Source organism: Thermodesulfobium acidiphilum (genome assembly GCF_003057965.1).
Taxonomy (GTDB): Bacteria; Thermodesulfobiota; Thermodesulfobiia; order Thermodesulfobiales; family Thermodesulfobiaceae; genus Thermodesulfobium; species Thermodesulfobium acidiphilum.
This window is the reverse complement of the sequence record NZ_CP020921.1, coordinates 440,406-455,573: the sequence shown is the minus strand read 5'-3', so window position 1 is coordinate 455,573 and position 15,168 is coordinate 440,406. Positions and strand designations below refer to the sequence as shown.

Here is a 15,168-nt window from a genome sequence, read left to right as displayed (position 1 = left end):
ATATTATATAATATGTCATTTTTTGCCACTATCAACTGGAGCTTTAGCTGTGGTATTTACACTATTAGCACCTGTATCCTGACTGGTATTCTCATTCTTTTTTAAGGTAGTTTCAAGTGATGGAACTTCAAAAGCTATTTCTAGCTTTTTGGGATCGTCTGTTTTCAAAATTGTATACTTTGGAGTATCTGGGAAAGTTAATACAATTCTTGAAGATTTTAGTATATCAGAATCAAAATTTTGGATTCTTACCATATTTACATAATTTAAACCCTGAGGGCTAAATTGACCCGTTTTAACAGATTTGTCCAGAAAAATATTTGGAATATCTATAATAATTTGATCCGGGAATGCATACTGTTTAATATCAGCTTGTTCAAAAGGAACTGTACTTTCTAAAAGGAGTACAACCTTCGTGCCATCGTTAAACAACTTCACATTATCAATAAATTGATTTTTCATTAAATTTACTGGTGGATATTCTGCGTCAGTAATTTTAATACAACCAGCAGAGTTCAAAGGAACCCCAACAGAGTTCGAACTATTATTTCCAGTCCTTGTAGAAGTTAGATCATTAACACTTTTAACCGTTGTATCCTGTTTAATCTCTTCTTTTTGGCTTGAAACATTAGTTTTTAAAGAATTTGTTGATGTTGAGGCAGATGCGTTGGAGTTAACGTTTGTGGAACTTGTTTTAAGAGAATTGCCTGTAGAAGTTTGATTATTGGAAGAAAGAGAGTTCAAAAGACTGTCTACCTCACTATTCCACTTTTGAAAGTCAGAATTGGTATTGTCGGCAGATGTAACGTTTTGCATTTGTGTCTCATTAGATTTTGAATCTTTAGAGCCAAAAATTTTAGAAAATATAGAAGCACTTGCTAAACTAGTAGAAAGTAAAGTAAAGGAAAGAATAAACAACAGGATCAAAAATCCCTTAACTTTATGCACTTTAGTAAATCCTCCTTCAACTTATTGTTTAATCAAAAAACCTTAACTATCTATTTATTGTAAATGATTTTACCATATTTTTCTTAATAAAAGTAAAAAAATTTTAATCTTCTGCGGTTCTCGGATCAAGTAATTTATTTATAATGTCAGCCAATAAATTAGAAAGAATTACTAAAACAGAAGAAAAAACAACTATACCCATAATAACAGGATAATCTCTAGAAAATATAGCGTTAACCCCGAGTCTTCCTATGCCAGGCCAGGCAAAAATTGTCTCTATAATGAAAGCTCCGCCCAATATGTCAGGAAGAGACAATCCTAACAAGGTAATTATTGGTATTATAGCCACTATTAAGACATGAAAGGTTATCCTTTTTTTTGACAAACCTTTTGCTATTGCAAACTGGATATATTCTTCTTGAAACACTTCTATTGCTGCATTCCTTTGATACCTCATCACAGAAAATATAATGCCTAATGAGATAGTAAAAACTGGAAGAGCAAGATGAGCTATGTGATTCGAAAAGAATTCTAAACTAGGATAAGGAATACCTACAGAAACATAGCCATTCACAGGAAACCATTTCAAACTTACAGCAAAAACTCTAATTAAAATAAGTGCAAGAAAAAACGATGGAACAGAAAGCCCAATAAAGGAAATTATACTTGAAACAATATCGAACTTATCCCTAAACAACGCCGATAAGATCCCCCACAAAATACCGATCGAAAAACCGATCAGATAAGCAGAACCCATTAATTCAAGCGTTGCAGGCAAACGCTCCAATATTAAATCCAAAACAGGCCTTGAATCTACAAATGACCTACCAAAATTTAGAAATAAAACGTTTTTAAACCAGATTAAAAATTGCACATAAATACTTTGGTTCAAACCTAAATTGTTTCTTATTCTTGCAAGATCTTCTGGTTTTACTCTTGGATCTATCAAGAGGGTGCTAGGATCGCCAGGAGCAAGATGGATAATAAAAAAGCTTACGGCAGAAATTATAAAAACAAGCGCAATAGCTGATAATAATCTTTTGGTAATATACCAAGCCACAATAAACTCCATGCAAGAAAATTAATTACAAAGATCACAAAAAAGTATCCACTCAATATTTGGAATATTCCTAAATTATATACTTTTCTGAATGAACTAATTTTAACGTTATTTATAATAGTATTAAAGTAATTTTTCATAAAATCTCTACCGGCAAAAAGCGCATTGTTTATCTCTTTCTCGCCTGGTTCTGAAGTAGTGATATAAAACTGTATCTTATTGCCCAAAGCCCTCCATGTAAAAAGAGCAATAACACAAGCTAAAATCGGATTAATATAAATAACCATTATTTGTAAAAGGAATAATAATATCAACAAGTTTGTGCCACACCTTTTATGAACTCTTGAATAAGAATTCACTGAATTCTTAGAAAGAATATCTCCAGATTCAATAGCATGTGCCACTTTATGTTCTGCACCGTGTAACTTTGATAGCTTACTAAATTTTATTAAAAACAAAAAAATTACAAGAGGTAAAATTATGGAAAAAAGTGAAAGTGTGTAGGGATCAAAATCTACAAAATTATATTTTAATATTTCATAGAAAAAGCTGCCTGTAATAAACAGTATAATTGCAAACAGAGAAAAGAGACCTCCAGTAAGAAACAGTTTTATATCGTTTACTCCACCTCTTGCAAGAGAATTTGTGAAAAAAATCCCAAATGGGGTAGATACCCCTGATACTCTTGTAGGCATAGGATAACCATTTAAAAAGGCTATTACATCTGGATAATATAAAATCCCTACCGGGATATTGCCTGGACCTAGTACAATAACAGGTTTTTTATATATTAAAGAAAGTTGCAAAAATTTATCGACAGAATCATTTTCAAAAACAAACATCAAAGGTGATAAATTTTTGTTCATTAAAAGATCGCTTACCAGATCATTCCATCCGAACCCAATAACATCATCTTTCGAAATTGCACAATAACCATCATCTGTATGCGTTAAAAAGATTTCACAACCGTGAGTCCTAAAGAATAATATAAGCCTGCCTATGGTATCAAAATGTGAAACAAAATTAATCTTCTTGTAAACAGGTCTTAAATCAGAGATCAAAAGGGTTCGCATCAATTGCTTGAATGTAAATATAAGATTCTTTTTTCTTCTGGATCTCAATAAAAGAGACAAAATCTTTCTTTATTTCAATAAATTGATCTCTCTGGCACTTTACAGAACTTTTTGATGTTCCTCCATAAATATTTCTTGCATTTACTGAAGATACGAAATCAAAGTTTCTGTATGAGTTAAAGTCAATATCTTTTAAAATTTTCCTGACGTCTTCGAAATCTAGCTCAAAAATTTTAACCCCTTTTTCCTCAGCTAACCTAACAAGAGACCCCACTCTAGAATGTGCCTCTCTGAATGGAACGCCATTTTTAGCAAGATAATCTGCAATATCTGTAGCAAGCAACCCCTGATTAAGGCTTTGTTTTATTTTTTCAACGTTCAAATTTATTTTTGATATAAACTCAGGTAAAAGCACAAGAATAGAAGAAACTATATCAAGAGAACTAAATACGACAGTTTTATCTTCTTGAAGATCCCTATGGTATCCTATTGAAAGTCCCTTCATAAGCGTTAAAAGCGAAATAAGATTTCCTATAACTATTGAACTCCTTCCCCTTATAAGTTCAAGAAAATCAGGATTTTTTTTCTGTGGCATTATAGATGAGCCCGTACAGAATTCATCAGGTAAGTTTATAAATCCATATTCCGAGGTAGAAAAAGTAATAAGATCTTGTGCAAGGCACGAAAGCTTAATTGAGATCGTTGCTAAAGCATAAAGGAAGTCAAGAGCAAAATCCCTGGATGAAATTGTCTCAATACTGTTAAACGTTGGCGCTTCAAAGCCAAGTTTTTTTGCAAGTCTGAACCTGTCGAGGTTGAATGCACTTCCAGCAATAGCAGCCGAACCAAGTGGTAACATTCTACAAGATTCATAGACTTCTATTAATTTCTTCACACACTCAAATAAACTATAGAGGTGAGCAAAAACCCAATGAGAAAAAATAATTGGCTGGGCCTGTTGAGTGTGTGTATAAGCTGGCATTATTACATCTTCATATCTTTGAGAAATTTCAAGGAAAGAATCAAAGAAATTGTTTAATTTCGTTAATATATTTAATATTTCAATTCTTAAAAACATCTTAAAGTCTGTTATAACCTGATCATTTCTACTTTTTCCTGCATGCATCTTAAAAGCAGTCTCGCCAATTTTCTCAGAAAGTAGCCTTTCTATGGCCATGTGAATGTCTTCATCCTGATTGGAAAACTCAACATTGTTATTCAAGTATGCTTTGACAAGCTCTTTAATGCCAGATTTTATAACTTCAAAATCTTCTTTAGAGATAAGTCCTATCAAAGAAAGCTCTTCAGCATATACAGAGTTCAAACAAGAATCCTGTAAAAAAAATCTCCTATCAAGATCTAAAGAAGAGCTAAACTCTATAAGTTCTCTCTTGGTATCAGGGAGTCTCCCCTGCCAGGCCCTAAAACTTTTTCCCATGTCCTACCCTATGATAAACCCTATTTGGCAAACTAAATATATCTATAAAGCCCACTGCGCTGTTGTGCAAAAAGGAGTCATTTTGACCGTAAGTTGCCAGATCTTGTTGATACATGCTAAAAGGAGAACTTCTGCTAACCACAGTCAAACTTCCTTTAAAGAGCTTTATCTTTATCTTTCCTGTAATCCTTTCGCTAAAAGAGTCTATAAAGGAATCAAGAGCTTTCTTCAAGGGTGAAAACCAGAGGCCATCATATATCAGACAAGAATACTTTTCGTCTATTAAAGATTTAAAGTGAAACAGGTCTCTTGGCAAAACAAGAGATTCCAGATCTCTGTGTGCCTTTACCAGAACTGTAGCAGCAGGAGCCTCATAAACTTCTCTCGTTTTTATGCCAACCAATCTATTTTCAACCATATCAGAACGACCAATCCCATGAGAACCTGCAATTTTATTCAGTCTCTCCACAAGATCTTCTGGATTCATCCTGTTAGAGTTAAGTCCTACTGGAACATTATTTTCAAACTCAATTTCAACGTATTCTGGTTTGTCAGGTGCCTTTTCAGGCGACACGACAAGTTGAAATGCTTCCTCAGGTGGCTCCTTTTCAATATCTTCTATTGGACCTGCCTCTATACTCCTGCCCCACAAATTCAAATCGATTGAAAAGGGGCTTTTTCTACCAACTGGGACCGGTATATTGTTTTTTTGAGCATAATCAATCTCTTCTTCTCTTGTCATAACCCATTCTCTCATTGGTGCCCATATTGCAAGATCTTCTTTAAGAGTCTTTATTGTCAGATCAAACCTTACCTGATCGTTTCCTTTTGCGGTACAACCATGGGATACTGCCGAAGCATTGTTTTCCTTAGCAAGCTTTACAAGATAAGATGCAATTAGCGGCCTGGAAAGAGCTGCAGAAAGATGATAATTGTATTCATAAGTACAGTTAGCTTTAAGCGCCTTAAATGCATAATCAGTTAAAAATTCACGCCTTAAATCTAAAGCAATTGCTTTTATTGCACCAACATTTCTTGCCTTCTCAACAATTGGTTCAATTTCCTCTCCCTGTCCAATATCTACAGTAAGGGTTATAACTTCAGAGTCATATTTTTCCTGTAGCCACTTTATGGCTACAGATGTGTCTAATCCGCCAGAATAAGCTAATACTACCTTTTTCTTCACAATAACCTCCTATTTTTGCCTTTTTCCCTTACGTTTTGGCTCCAAACTTCTTTTTAAATCAAGAAGTCTTTCTTCACTTTGTTTTTTAAAGATATTCATCTTGTCTTCAAAACTTATTGTAGCTTGTTTGATCGAAAGTTCAATTTTACCATCGTTTTTAATAGATAATACCTTTACTCTTATTTTGTCACCCTTTTTTATTACCGTATCAACGTCTTTTACATAATCATCTGATACCTCTGAAATGTGTACAAGACCTATCTCACCTGAGGGAAGTTCAACAAAAGCTCCAAATTTTGCCGTTCCAATTACTACACCCTCATAAAATTCCCCGGGCATGATATGAACCATAAAGTCTTAACTACCTCCATCTTTTTTTATAATTATAAGTTTTTCGTCTTTATGCAAAAAAGAATAGTTCTTCCTCAAATAAAAATCCAACCATACCGGATCGTTAAATAGTTCACTTCTTCTATTAAGAACATTTATTTCACTTTCTAGTCTTTTCTTCTTCTCCAATAAAGATGCCTTTTCTTTGTTTAAAATAGCAACTTTATTTAATCCATCTATAACCCACAAAGTTAGTATAACCAAAAGAATTATTAATATAAAAAACCACAAAGTCCTTATAGGCCCATATTTATTGGGCCTTGATCTAGGTCGAAATCTTGTATCCGATACCTCTTTTTGGTAATTCATCTTCAACAATTACAGTTATTAACTTTGGGGAAACGATTTCAATTCTATCTCCTACCTTTACGCTATAATCTGGCTTCGCAACCCTTCCATTAACCAGAACAAATCCACACTCACACATTTCTTTAGCTATTGTTCTTCTCTTTATCAAACCTGTTATTTTAAGCCACTTATCCAGTCTCAAATTCTTTTGCTTTTTCCCAATAAAAATCTAGCTTTTCAATATCAAGATCTGAAATCTTCAAATTATCATCTCTTATAATCCTTTCCATCAAGACAAACCTTTTTATAAACTTCAAAGTAGAAAGCCTCAATGCGTCTTCTGGATATATATTAAAAAACCTAGCCAAATTTACCACGCTAAAAAGAATATCTCCCATTTCATCTATCATTTTATCTCTATTATTGGAATTCACAGTACTTTTAAATTCATCAATTTCTTCTTTGATCTTTTCCACAATATCATCATAATTATCCCAATCGAAACCAACATTTTTAGCTCTCCTTTGAGCCTTGTAAGCTAGTATGAGAGCTGGAAGAGCTGTGGTAAAGCCAGAAAAAATACTTTCTTCAAATGCGTTATTATTAGACTTTAGTTTTAAATTTTCCCATCTTTTTAATACTTCATCAGAATCTTTCACACAGACATCTCCAAAAACGTGTGGATGTCTGTAAATTAATTTTTTTACCAAAGAGTCTATAACGTCATAGATGTCAAAAGCCTTCTTCTCAGCTTCCATCTGTGAATGAAAAACCACCTGTAAAAGCAAATCTCCTAGCTCTTCTCTTAAAGAAGAGATATTCTTCTTATCAATTGCATCTATTACTTCATAAGCTTCTTCAATTAAGTTCGATTTTATACTTTCGTGTGTTTGTTTTTTGTCCCAAGGACATCCCTTCTCTGATCGAAGAATTTTTACTATTTCGACTAAATCAGAAAAATTATAACGATCTTTAGACAAGAAATCGTCCATATTTTTACTTTTATTTGCTCTGAGAGTTTTGTTGACTTTGCGAACCTTGACTCTCACCCTGAGAATTCGTATTAGGATTCGTAGTTGGTTGTGGCCCCTGGATTGGTTTACCCTCTCTTGTTTTATTTAACAAAGAAACTAACCAAAACTTAAACCTCTCCCAGGCTGTTATAACTGGATTATCCATAGGCGCAACAATTGGATCAGGAGTAATCTTTGATTGCTCTTTCTTCTCCTTAAACCACTTCTCCAAACTCTGAGCCTGTTTATTTCTGAGAAGTTGAGCAGTTAAAGTATTTTTAACCTCATCAAACGAGAGTTCTTTTGATGGTCTGGTGCCAAGTTTTTCAATTATATGATATCCAAAAGGACTTTTTATTGGTTTAGAAAATTCGTTATCCTTTAGTTCATCTGCTGCCTTAGCTAGATCAGGAACCAGACTTGCTTTTGAGATCCAACCAAGATCTCCCCCCTTATCCTTTGTAGGCGTATCAATTGAATACTCTTTTGCAAGGGTAGCAAAATCCTTTCCCTGCTTAAGCTGTTCGTAAATATAATTAGCTTCTTGCTCTGTTTTGACTAAAATATGTCTCAAGTGGATTTGTTCTGGCTGTACAAACTCCTTTTTGTGTTCTTCATAATAGGCTTTCACCTCAGCTTCTGATATAGTTACATTAGAAGTTAATTTCTTAAATAGAGCTTCAGCTGTCAGTTGCTGTTCAATAATATTTCTTAACTCGCCCATTGATATCTTTTGTTTAGCTAAAGCTTCAAAAAAATCCTTTTCTGATGGAAAGCTTTTCTTTATTTCATCAATTCTTGCATCCACTTCAGAAGGAGTAATTTTTATATTTTCTTTTTTGGCTTCTTGAGTAATTATCTTATTATCTATCATGTGATTTAATACTTGTTTTTTTAACTCGAGGAAAAAAGAAGCTTCCTTAGGATCATAAAGATTTATTCCATATTGCTCATAATAACTAACAGCATCACCTAATGTCTTTTCATATTCATATCTTCTTATTGGTTCACCATTAACAGTTGCAACAGGTTGAAATTCAAACAGTGTATATGCACCTGAAACAACCAAAACGACAACCAACACGCCCAACCAAAATTTTATGTTCTTTAGAAAACCAAACCCAAACCTAAACCTTTTGTCCTTCTTCTCATTTTGTAAGCTTTTTTGTTCTAAATTGCTACTTTCTTTCTTCTTTCTGATTGAAAACAATTTTCTAATTGATAACAATTAATTTATTACCTCCTCAAAAATTTGCATTAATTATAGCAAAAATATAAGAAAAAAAAATAAAACCCCCTCAAAAAGGTGAGGGGGAAATATTTTTATAATCCTTAAATTACGATTTAAAAGCCTTCTCCAGAGGCGGTGCAATTTGTTTCTTTCTCGACATAACTCCAGGAAGCCACAAAGAATTTCCTTCTGGTTTCTTCCCAAAGGCCTTTTCAATTATACCAGGATCACCAGCAAAGAATAACTCTGATCCCTCTTTCATAATATCTGTTGCGGCAAAGGCTACCATTGCATATCCACCAGAATTCTTTAATTCTTCTATAAACTTGATTATCTCATTTTTTCTGTCATAAGCTTCATTAATATCAAGGATTTCAGTTTGGCCAATACCAACCTTCTTGCCACCAAAATCAAAGTCTTTATAGTCTTTCTTAACTACACTATCAATTGGCTTGCCAATAATGCTGCCTTGTACTTTCTTTATCTCTATACCAAAAGCATTGATGTCATCTATACCTGCAATCTTTGCAAGCTCTTGAGCAATCTTTTTATCCTCTTCTGTAGTTGTTGGAGACTTAAAAATAACGGTGTCAGAAAGAAGCGCACTCAACAAAAGACCTGCCAATTTGGGTTTATCCTTAATCTTGTCCATATAATGCTTGGCCAAAATTGTACAGGTTGAACCAAGGGGTTCATTCAAAATGTAAATTGGAGTGTTATTTACAAAATTAAACTTGTGATGGTCGATTATTTCTATAACCATCGATGAATCTTCGCCACAAACTCTTTGTGAAGCTTCATTGTGATCTACCAGTACGAGCTTTTTCCCCTCAACGTTTTCAAGTAATTCGGGTTCTTTAAATCCAAACTTGTTTAAAACAAACTTTGTCTCATCGTTTAGCTCGCCTGCTCTTGCGCTATTATAACCTTTCAATTCAGCATAAACAATAGCAGAGCAAACGCTGTCGGTGTCTGGTGCCTTGTGACCAACTACATAAACATCTGACATTAAGAAAATACCCCCTTAATATATAATTTTGACTTATGGATAGTATAACAAAATTTATATCTAAATTCAACAACCCCCTTTCTTAAAGATTAAATCCAGGTCATCATTGATACTATCACAAAAAAACAGGATTGAATTTAATAAGTATTTATATATTAAAAAACTTTTTTTATATAACCATTAAGAGTTTAGCTCATTGAACATGCTTTGTAGCTCATCTTCTGTTTTCTTTAACTTGCTTTTACAAAGATTTACTAAAAACAATGCCCTTTTCACAATATTAGAGAGCTCATCCATATCAATTTCGTCGGATTCAATCTTTTGGACAATAGAATTTAATTCATCTAAAGCTTCTTTGTAACTTATTTCTTCATTCATTAGTTTTTACCTTCCTTTCTACTACGCTAAAAAGATCAAAGTTAAAAAAATGTGTCAAAATACTTGAGCCTTCTGCAACATCTTCATAATTTTTAATTACCTTTCCTTGTAAAGTTGTAATAGAAAAACCTCTTTTCAAGATTTCTCTGGGGTCCTTTAATCTTATTTCTCTTTCAAGATTTGCAACAAAATTTTTATTTTCTTGAAATACTGATATGACTTTACTTTTTAATTCGTATTCCTTTCCTTGCAAAAATGAATACTCGTCCCCTACTCTTTCTTTTAGTCTTGAAAAGATATTGAAAAGAATTTTGTCAGACTTTCTTTTTTCCAAATCAATTCTTCTTAAAAAATCAGGAAAGATCCTATTACCTATATAGTTAATATTTGATTTTGAGGTGTTCAAATTTTCAAGTATTTTTTCTTTGATCCTGATAGATACTCTTTCTACAGTTTTTATTTCTCTGTCTATTTTTTCAGAACTTAAACTAAATATTTTATATAACTTATCTTTAAGTTGGTTTTCAAAGGCTTCTACTCTGTTTATCAAAAAATGTGCTACAGCAGTAGGATTTTTAAATCCTTCATAAGCAACGTAATCTAAAACTGTTTTATCTCTATCGTGCCCAATTCCTACAAGAACCGGGATCGGAAATTGTGAGATCTTTTTTGCTAGATTATAACTGTTGAAACAATCTAACTCTCCTACCGATCCCCCTCCCCTCACAATAACTACCACTTCAAAATTTCTGTATTCAGCTATAGCGTCCAAAGAGCTTATAATTGAATTTTCAACGTCTTTACCCTGCATTACAGAAGAAAATAGTTTTACATTAAAATTATATCCTTTTTCATTATAAATAAGATGTCTAATAAAGTCCTCATACCCAGCTGCACTTTCAGATGAAATAAGCGCAATATTTTGAGGAACAAGTGGAAGTTCAAGAGATTTGTTTAATTCAAGTAAACCTTCGTTCTCAAGTTTTGCCAGTATCTGGTTCTTTTTCAACTGCATTTCGCCAATAGTATAAGATGGATCTATATTAAAAATGTTCAAAGCCAAGCCATAAGATGGATGGTAAGTAACCTTTACCCTCGCAAGAATTTTCATCCCTTCTGAAAGCTTTTCGCCAACTATCGTTTCAAAAACATCCATTATAAATTTCTTATCGCTCCAAATAAAAGCACGATTTTTGGCAATTATCTGATTATCTTTCTTTTCGATCAGTTCAATACTAACAAAACCACTAGGATTATGAATTATTCTTGATACCTCAGCAATTAAAGGTATATCGCTTTCAAAATTGTCTTTAATAACCTTTTGTATCATAAGATTAAGTTCATATAAAGTAAGGGGCTTATTGTTGTTCATTAAAAACCTCACCTTTTTTTATTAATTTTATAACAATTGTGTTAAAATTAAATCGTTCATTTAGATAATTGCGGGGTGACGAATTGAAAGCGATGTCAAACTTTATTCCAAAAAATGTTAGAAGTATTAAAAAAAACCTTAGCGTCCCAGAACTAATAGAACTAGCCATAAAAAATGGCGAGGGGGTATTATCGAGCGACGGTTCTCTTTGTGTTAGAACAGGCAAGTTTACAGGCAGATCCCCAAACGATAGATTTATAGTTTATGACGATATAACTAAAGATACTGTTGATTGGGGAAAGATAAACCTACCTCTACCAGAAGAGAACTACAAAATTATAAAATCAAAAGCTTCGGCTTATATGCAAAATAAAGATATTTTAGAATTTAGCGGCTCTGTAGGAGCGGATCCAGATTATCAATTTAACGTTCACATTTTTTGCGAATATGCCTTTTCAGCTCTTTTTTCAAAATTTTTGTTTATAAATAGCAAAAACAAAATAGCAAAAAATTCTTTTACAATGTTTGTTTTACCAGGTTTTTCTGTTGATCCAGAAACTGACAAAACTAACTCTGATGCAGCAATAATTCTTAATCTGAAAGAAAAAACAATAATAATATCTGGAAGTATGTATTGCGGAGAAATAAAAAAAGCAATATTTACCTGTATGAATTATTTTCTACCAGAAAAGGAAGTCCTTCCAATGCATTGCAGTGCAAATATTGGAAAAAACAACGATGTAGCACTTTTTTTTGGACTTTCTGGTACAGGAAAAACTACCCTATCTAACGACCCAGAAAGAAAGTTAATTGGCGACGATGAACACGGCTGGTCCGAAAACGGAATTTTTAATTTTGAAGGTGGCTGTTATGCTAAGTGTATTAATCTATCTCGTGAAAACGAACCCATAATCTATAATTCAATCAAATTTGGTAGTCTATTAGAAAATGTAATCCTTACTAAAGATAGAACTCCAGATTACACAGATTCATCTATCACAGAAAATACAAGAGCTGCATATCCCATGAAAGCAGTTAGCATAGCCCACGATAAACTATACGGTCCACATCCAAAATGCATTATTTTCCTCACAGCAGATGCTTTCGGAGTTATGCCACCAGTTGCAAAACTAAGCCCTCAAGATGCCAGGGATTACTTTTTATGCGGTTATACTAGCAAATTAGCAGGCACAGAAAGAGGAATAATTGAACCACAGACTACCTTCTCTTTTTGTTTTGGAGCTCCATTTATGCCAAGAAAACCAATAGAGTATGCCTCATTACTTGAAAAGAAAATAAGGGAGCATAGTGTAAGAATATACCTCTTAAATACTGGCTGGATTGGTGGGCCATTTGGCATTGGCAAAAGAATAGATATCAAAACTACAAGAACTATAGTAAAACATATAATCGAAGGAACAATTGAAAACTCAAAATTTATAAAAGACAAATACTTTGGACTTACTATACCAGAATATCTTGAGGGCATCGCACCAGAAATACTAAATCCAATAAATTCCTGGGAGAACAAAGAAGAGTATACAAAAAAAGCTATTGAATTAGCAAAAAAGATTGAAAATCAAATCAAAAAACACAAAGAATAGCTCAGGTATAACCTTCCTTGAACTTATCCTTTCTATATTAATTGTTTCTATCTGTCTATTTTCTATAGCACCAGCATACCTAGAAAACATTATTTTAAATTGGCAATTAGAAAATCAGGCCGATTTAATTGCCGAAAATCTTAGAATTATAAGAAATTCAGCTTTCAACGGAGAAACTAATAATTCAATTTTATTTGATATCAATCAAAACGCATATTATATCTTTTCCAACAATGGCAAACAATCATCAAGATTCGATCTGGCAAACAAAATAACCTTTAAAAATGCCTATTGTGGTTCATCTAACAGATGTAGTTTTAGTATACATGGAGTTCCTAATGAGGGCGGCGGAAAAATATCGTTGATATGTAAACAGATTAACAAAGAAATAGATATTATAATAGGAACTGCTACAGGAAGAATATGGATTAATAAAAACGTTAATTAATCTCAATAGATATGGTAGGCAGCCACATAACAGGAATTTTCCAGATGTGAATTACTGAGTTCTCAACCGACAATTGTTTTGTATTTATGTTATACGAAATCTTGTTGGCAGTAAACGGACCTTTAAATATCACACCATCTATATTCTGTAAACTTAAAACTACTCCCGAAGAAGTTTTTTCAAGATATGCGTCCTTTCCAAAAAAGAAGAAGTCTCTTCCCTCTACAAGAACCTCTCCCTTTGCATAAGCGGTTTTTTCAAAGGGTTTATATTCAACTTCTTTTGTATATAGATTAAAATCTTTATTGCTGATGTGAACATTATTGTCTAAAATAACGCTTGAATTTTTAAAAGAAAATAAATCGCTGAGTGTTAATTTCCCTAACCCCCCTCCACCACTATCAACTTTCAAACCATCAAAATTAAAATTGAAAATACTTTTAGGCGTTAGTTGCTGCTTTTTTAGATCAAAAGAATACCTCTTATTAGAAACTTCAAGATTATTTAAATAAAAAACACCTGCAAAAGTTACAAAAAAAAGCGCTAAAATTAAAACAAAATTTTTATTTATAGGCCACAAGAACTGCAATCTCCTCCAGAACAACCTGCACAAGAAGAACTCGAAGTAGTTGAACTAATATCAATCGAACTATCGCTATTACTGGGAGATTTCGCTCTTGAAACCATAGGTCTTGAAATTACTCTCTTCACGTTTGGAGAACCGCACTTTGGACAATTTGTTGCGTCATCTTTTTTATCAACACTCCTTAATAGAGTAAACACATTATTACAATCACAACACTTATATTCATAAAAAGGCATTATGAAAACCTCCTATTAATAATTTTTTCATAAAATTTACTTCTTAAAGAATCATAAAACGAGTCATCAAAGAGATCAACGGGTCCAAAAAGTTTTCCATTTTGGAGGGTAAAACCTACAGCCAGTGATTTAGGAAAAGCTAAAGCGTTAGATGAATCATAAAAGGTTACAGGCAAAATGTTTTCTACCAATGCGTTTAGAATAAAGTTTATAGAAAAATATGGGGTAGACACCCTCCATATAGAAGCGCTACTATCTTCCAGGGATACCATCACAGGCTCAGAATTTTGGCCTTCAATTGATTGAACAAAAAATTTTAAACTTGACTTCTTTATATCTTTTAGTAACTTAAAAAGATCTTTAAATTGTGTATAAGATTTCAAACGCTCATTAAATTTCAAATTGATGGTATATAGTTCAAAAACATTAATTTTAAAAATATCAAAATTTGCAAAAGGATTAAATAAAAGCTTCAAAATTGCCATATTGTATGTTACAAGTTCAACGTTAGTTGAAAAGAATATTAGTATGCTTTCATTTCTTCTTTCAGTAAAAAGAAAATTTTTAAATTGTTTAAGACTTGAATTTTCAAATGTAAAATTAAAATCAGCCTTTTCTATGCTTCCTAGTGCACCATATAAAATCTTGTCAATGTCGTTTGCTTCTTTGAATCTTTCGGCCTCTGATACTACAATTACCAAAACTCTATTTGAGAGAGTCAACACATTATAGTCAAGGATTTCTTTCTCACTAACTAGATTCGAGAAAAAACACTCTAGCTTTTCAACTATTATAGGATGCACGCTTATATTATCCACGTAACCAGATACATCGAACTTAGCCATATCCAATCTTATTTTCAAAGCAAACTCCTATCTTAATTTTTTAAACAAAATTTCTAATTCTAC

18 protein-coding genes are annotated in these 15,168 nt (G+C 32.8%); 2 read left to right on the top strand and 16 right to left on the bottom strand.

The window, feature by feature from the left end:
• Positions 1–15: 15 nt before the first annotated feature.
• The 13 genes from TDSAC_RS02300 to xseA form a co-directional block, all read right to left on the bottom strand.
• Positions 16–948 (bottom strand): AMIN domain-containing protein, encoded by a 933-nt coding sequence (locus TDSAC_RS02300; RefSeq protein WP_108308682.1) that lies wholly within the window; start codon positions 946–948, stop codon positions 16–18.
• 103 nt (positions 949–1,051) lie between these two features.
• Entirely contained in the window at positions 1,052–2,008 is a 957-nt protein-coding gene (locus tag TDSAC_RS02295) for an ABC transporter permease (RefSeq protein ID WP_108308681.1), read from the bottom strand.
• A complete protein-coding gene (locus TDSAC_RS02290; protein ID WP_199919866.1) occupies positions 1,954–3,069 on the bottom strand; it encodes a DUF1385 domain-containing protein in 1,116 nt (371 codons plus the stop codon). The genes TDSAC_RS02295 and TDSAC_RS02290 overlap by 55 nt, the downstream gene beginning before the upstream one ends.
• A complete protein-coding gene (gene argH, locus TDSAC_RS02285; RefSeq protein ID WP_108308679.1) occupies positions 3,059–4,519 on the bottom strand; it encodes an argininosuccinate lyase in 1,461 nt (486 codons plus the stop codon). Before argH ends, TDSAC_RS02290 begins: the two co-directional genes overlap by 11 nt.
• Positions 4,503–5,708 carry an argininosuccinate synthase gene (locus TDSAC_RS02280; protein ID WP_150130278.1) on the bottom strand — a complete coding sequence of 402 codons (1,206 nt, stop codon included), beginning with the start codon at positions 5,706–5,708 and terminating at the stop codon, positions 4,503–4,505. Before TDSAC_RS02280 ends, argH begins: the two co-directional genes overlap by 17 nt.
• Positions 5,709–5,714: 6 nt before the next feature.
• Positions 5,715–6,056, bottom strand: a complete 342-nt coding sequence (locus TDSAC_RS02275) for a S1 RNA-binding domain-containing protein (protein ID WP_108308677.1) — start codon at positions 6,054–6,056, stop codon at positions 5,715–5,717.
• A 6-nt stretch (positions 6,057–6,062) separates the two neighbouring features.
• On the bottom strand, positions 6,063–6,326 hold the full coding sequence (locus TDSAC_RS02270; protein WP_108308676.1) for a hypothetical protein: 264 nt from the start codon (positions 6,324–6,326) through the stop codon (positions 6,063–6,065).
• A gap of 34 nt (positions 6,327–6,360) precedes the next feature.
• Positions 6,361–6,585, bottom strand: a complete 225-nt coding sequence (locus TDSAC_RS02265) for a S4 domain-containing protein (RefSeq protein ID WP_108308675.1) — start codon at positions 6,583–6,585, stop codon at positions 6,361–6,363.
• Complete coding sequence (gene mazG, locus TDSAC_RS02260) at positions 6,572–7,363, bottom strand: nucleoside triphosphate pyrophosphohydrolase (RefSeq protein WP_234405755.1); 792 nt, start codon at positions 7,361–7,363, stop codon at positions 6,572–6,574. Before mazG ends, TDSAC_RS02265 begins: the two co-directional genes overlap by 14 nt.
• Positions 7,364–7,385: 22 nt before the next feature.
• Complete coding sequence (locus TDSAC_RS02255) at positions 7,386–8,624, bottom strand: peptidyl-prolyl cis-trans isomerase (protein WP_108308673.1); 1,239 nt, start codon at positions 8,622–8,624, stop codon at positions 7,386–7,388.
• 109 nt (positions 8,625–8,733) lie between these two features.
• Positions 8,734–9,636: a manganese-dependent inorganic pyrophosphatase gene (locus TDSAC_RS02250; RefSeq protein ID WP_108308672.1), complete on the bottom strand. Its 903-nt coding sequence runs from the start codon at positions 9,634–9,636 to the stop codon at positions 8,734–8,736.
• A gap of 180 nt (positions 9,637–9,816) precedes the next feature.
• Positions 9,817–10,014, bottom strand: coding sequence for an exodeoxyribonuclease VII small subunit (xseB, locus tag TDSAC_RS02245; protein ID WP_108308671.1), 198 nt, complete (start codon positions 10,012–10,014; stop codon positions 9,817–9,819).
• On the bottom strand, positions 10,007–11,386 hold the full coding sequence (xseA, locus tag TDSAC_RS02240; RefSeq protein WP_108308670.1) for an exodeoxyribonuclease VII large subunit: 1,380 nt from the start codon (positions 11,384–11,386) through the stop codon (positions 10,007–10,009). Before xseA ends, xseB begins: the two co-directional genes overlap by 8 nt.
• A gap of 92 nt (positions 11,387–11,478) precedes the next feature.
• On the opposite strand from xseA, the gene pckA reads away from it, so the two are divergent.
• Both pckA and TDSAC_RS02230 read left to right on the top strand, forming a co-directional pair.
• Positions 11,479–12,990, top strand: a complete 1,512-nt coding sequence (gene pckA, locus TDSAC_RS02235; RefSeq protein WP_234405762.1) for a phosphoenolpyruvate carboxykinase (ATP) — start codon at positions 11,479–11,481, stop codon at positions 12,988–12,990.
• On the top strand, positions 12,959–13,438 hold the full coding sequence (locus tag TDSAC_RS02230; protein WP_108308667.1) for a pilus assembly FimT family protein: 480 nt from the start codon (positions 12,959–12,961) through the stop codon (positions 13,436–13,438). The genes pckA and TDSAC_RS02230 overlap by 32 nt, the downstream gene beginning before the upstream one ends.
• On the opposite strand, the gene TDSAC_RS02225 is transcribed toward TDSAC_RS02230, so the two are convergent.
• From TDSAC_RS02225 to TDSAC_RS02215, 3 genes are read right to left on the bottom strand one after another with little or no spacing between them, the layout of a single operon-like run.
• Entirely contained in the window at positions 13,431–14,018 is a 588-nt protein-coding gene (locus TDSAC_RS02225) for a hypothetical protein (RefSeq protein ID WP_199919865.1), read from the bottom strand. The genes TDSAC_RS02230 and TDSAC_RS02225 overlap by 8 nt on opposite strands.
• Positions 14,006–14,260 (bottom strand): FmdB family zinc ribbon protein, encoded by a 255-nt coding sequence (locus TDSAC_RS02220; protein ID WP_108308663.1) that lies wholly within the window; start codon positions 14,258–14,260, stop codon positions 14,006–14,008. Before TDSAC_RS02220 ends, TDSAC_RS02225 begins: the two co-directional genes overlap by 13 nt.
• A complete protein-coding gene (locus TDSAC_RS02215; protein WP_108308661.1) occupies positions 14,260–15,123 on the bottom strand; it encodes a fructose 1,6-bisphosphatase in 864 nt (287 codons plus the stop codon). The genes TDSAC_RS02220 and TDSAC_RS02215 overlap by 1 nt, the downstream gene beginning before the upstream one ends.
• Between the last annotated feature and the right edge of the window lie 45 nt (positions 15,124–15,168).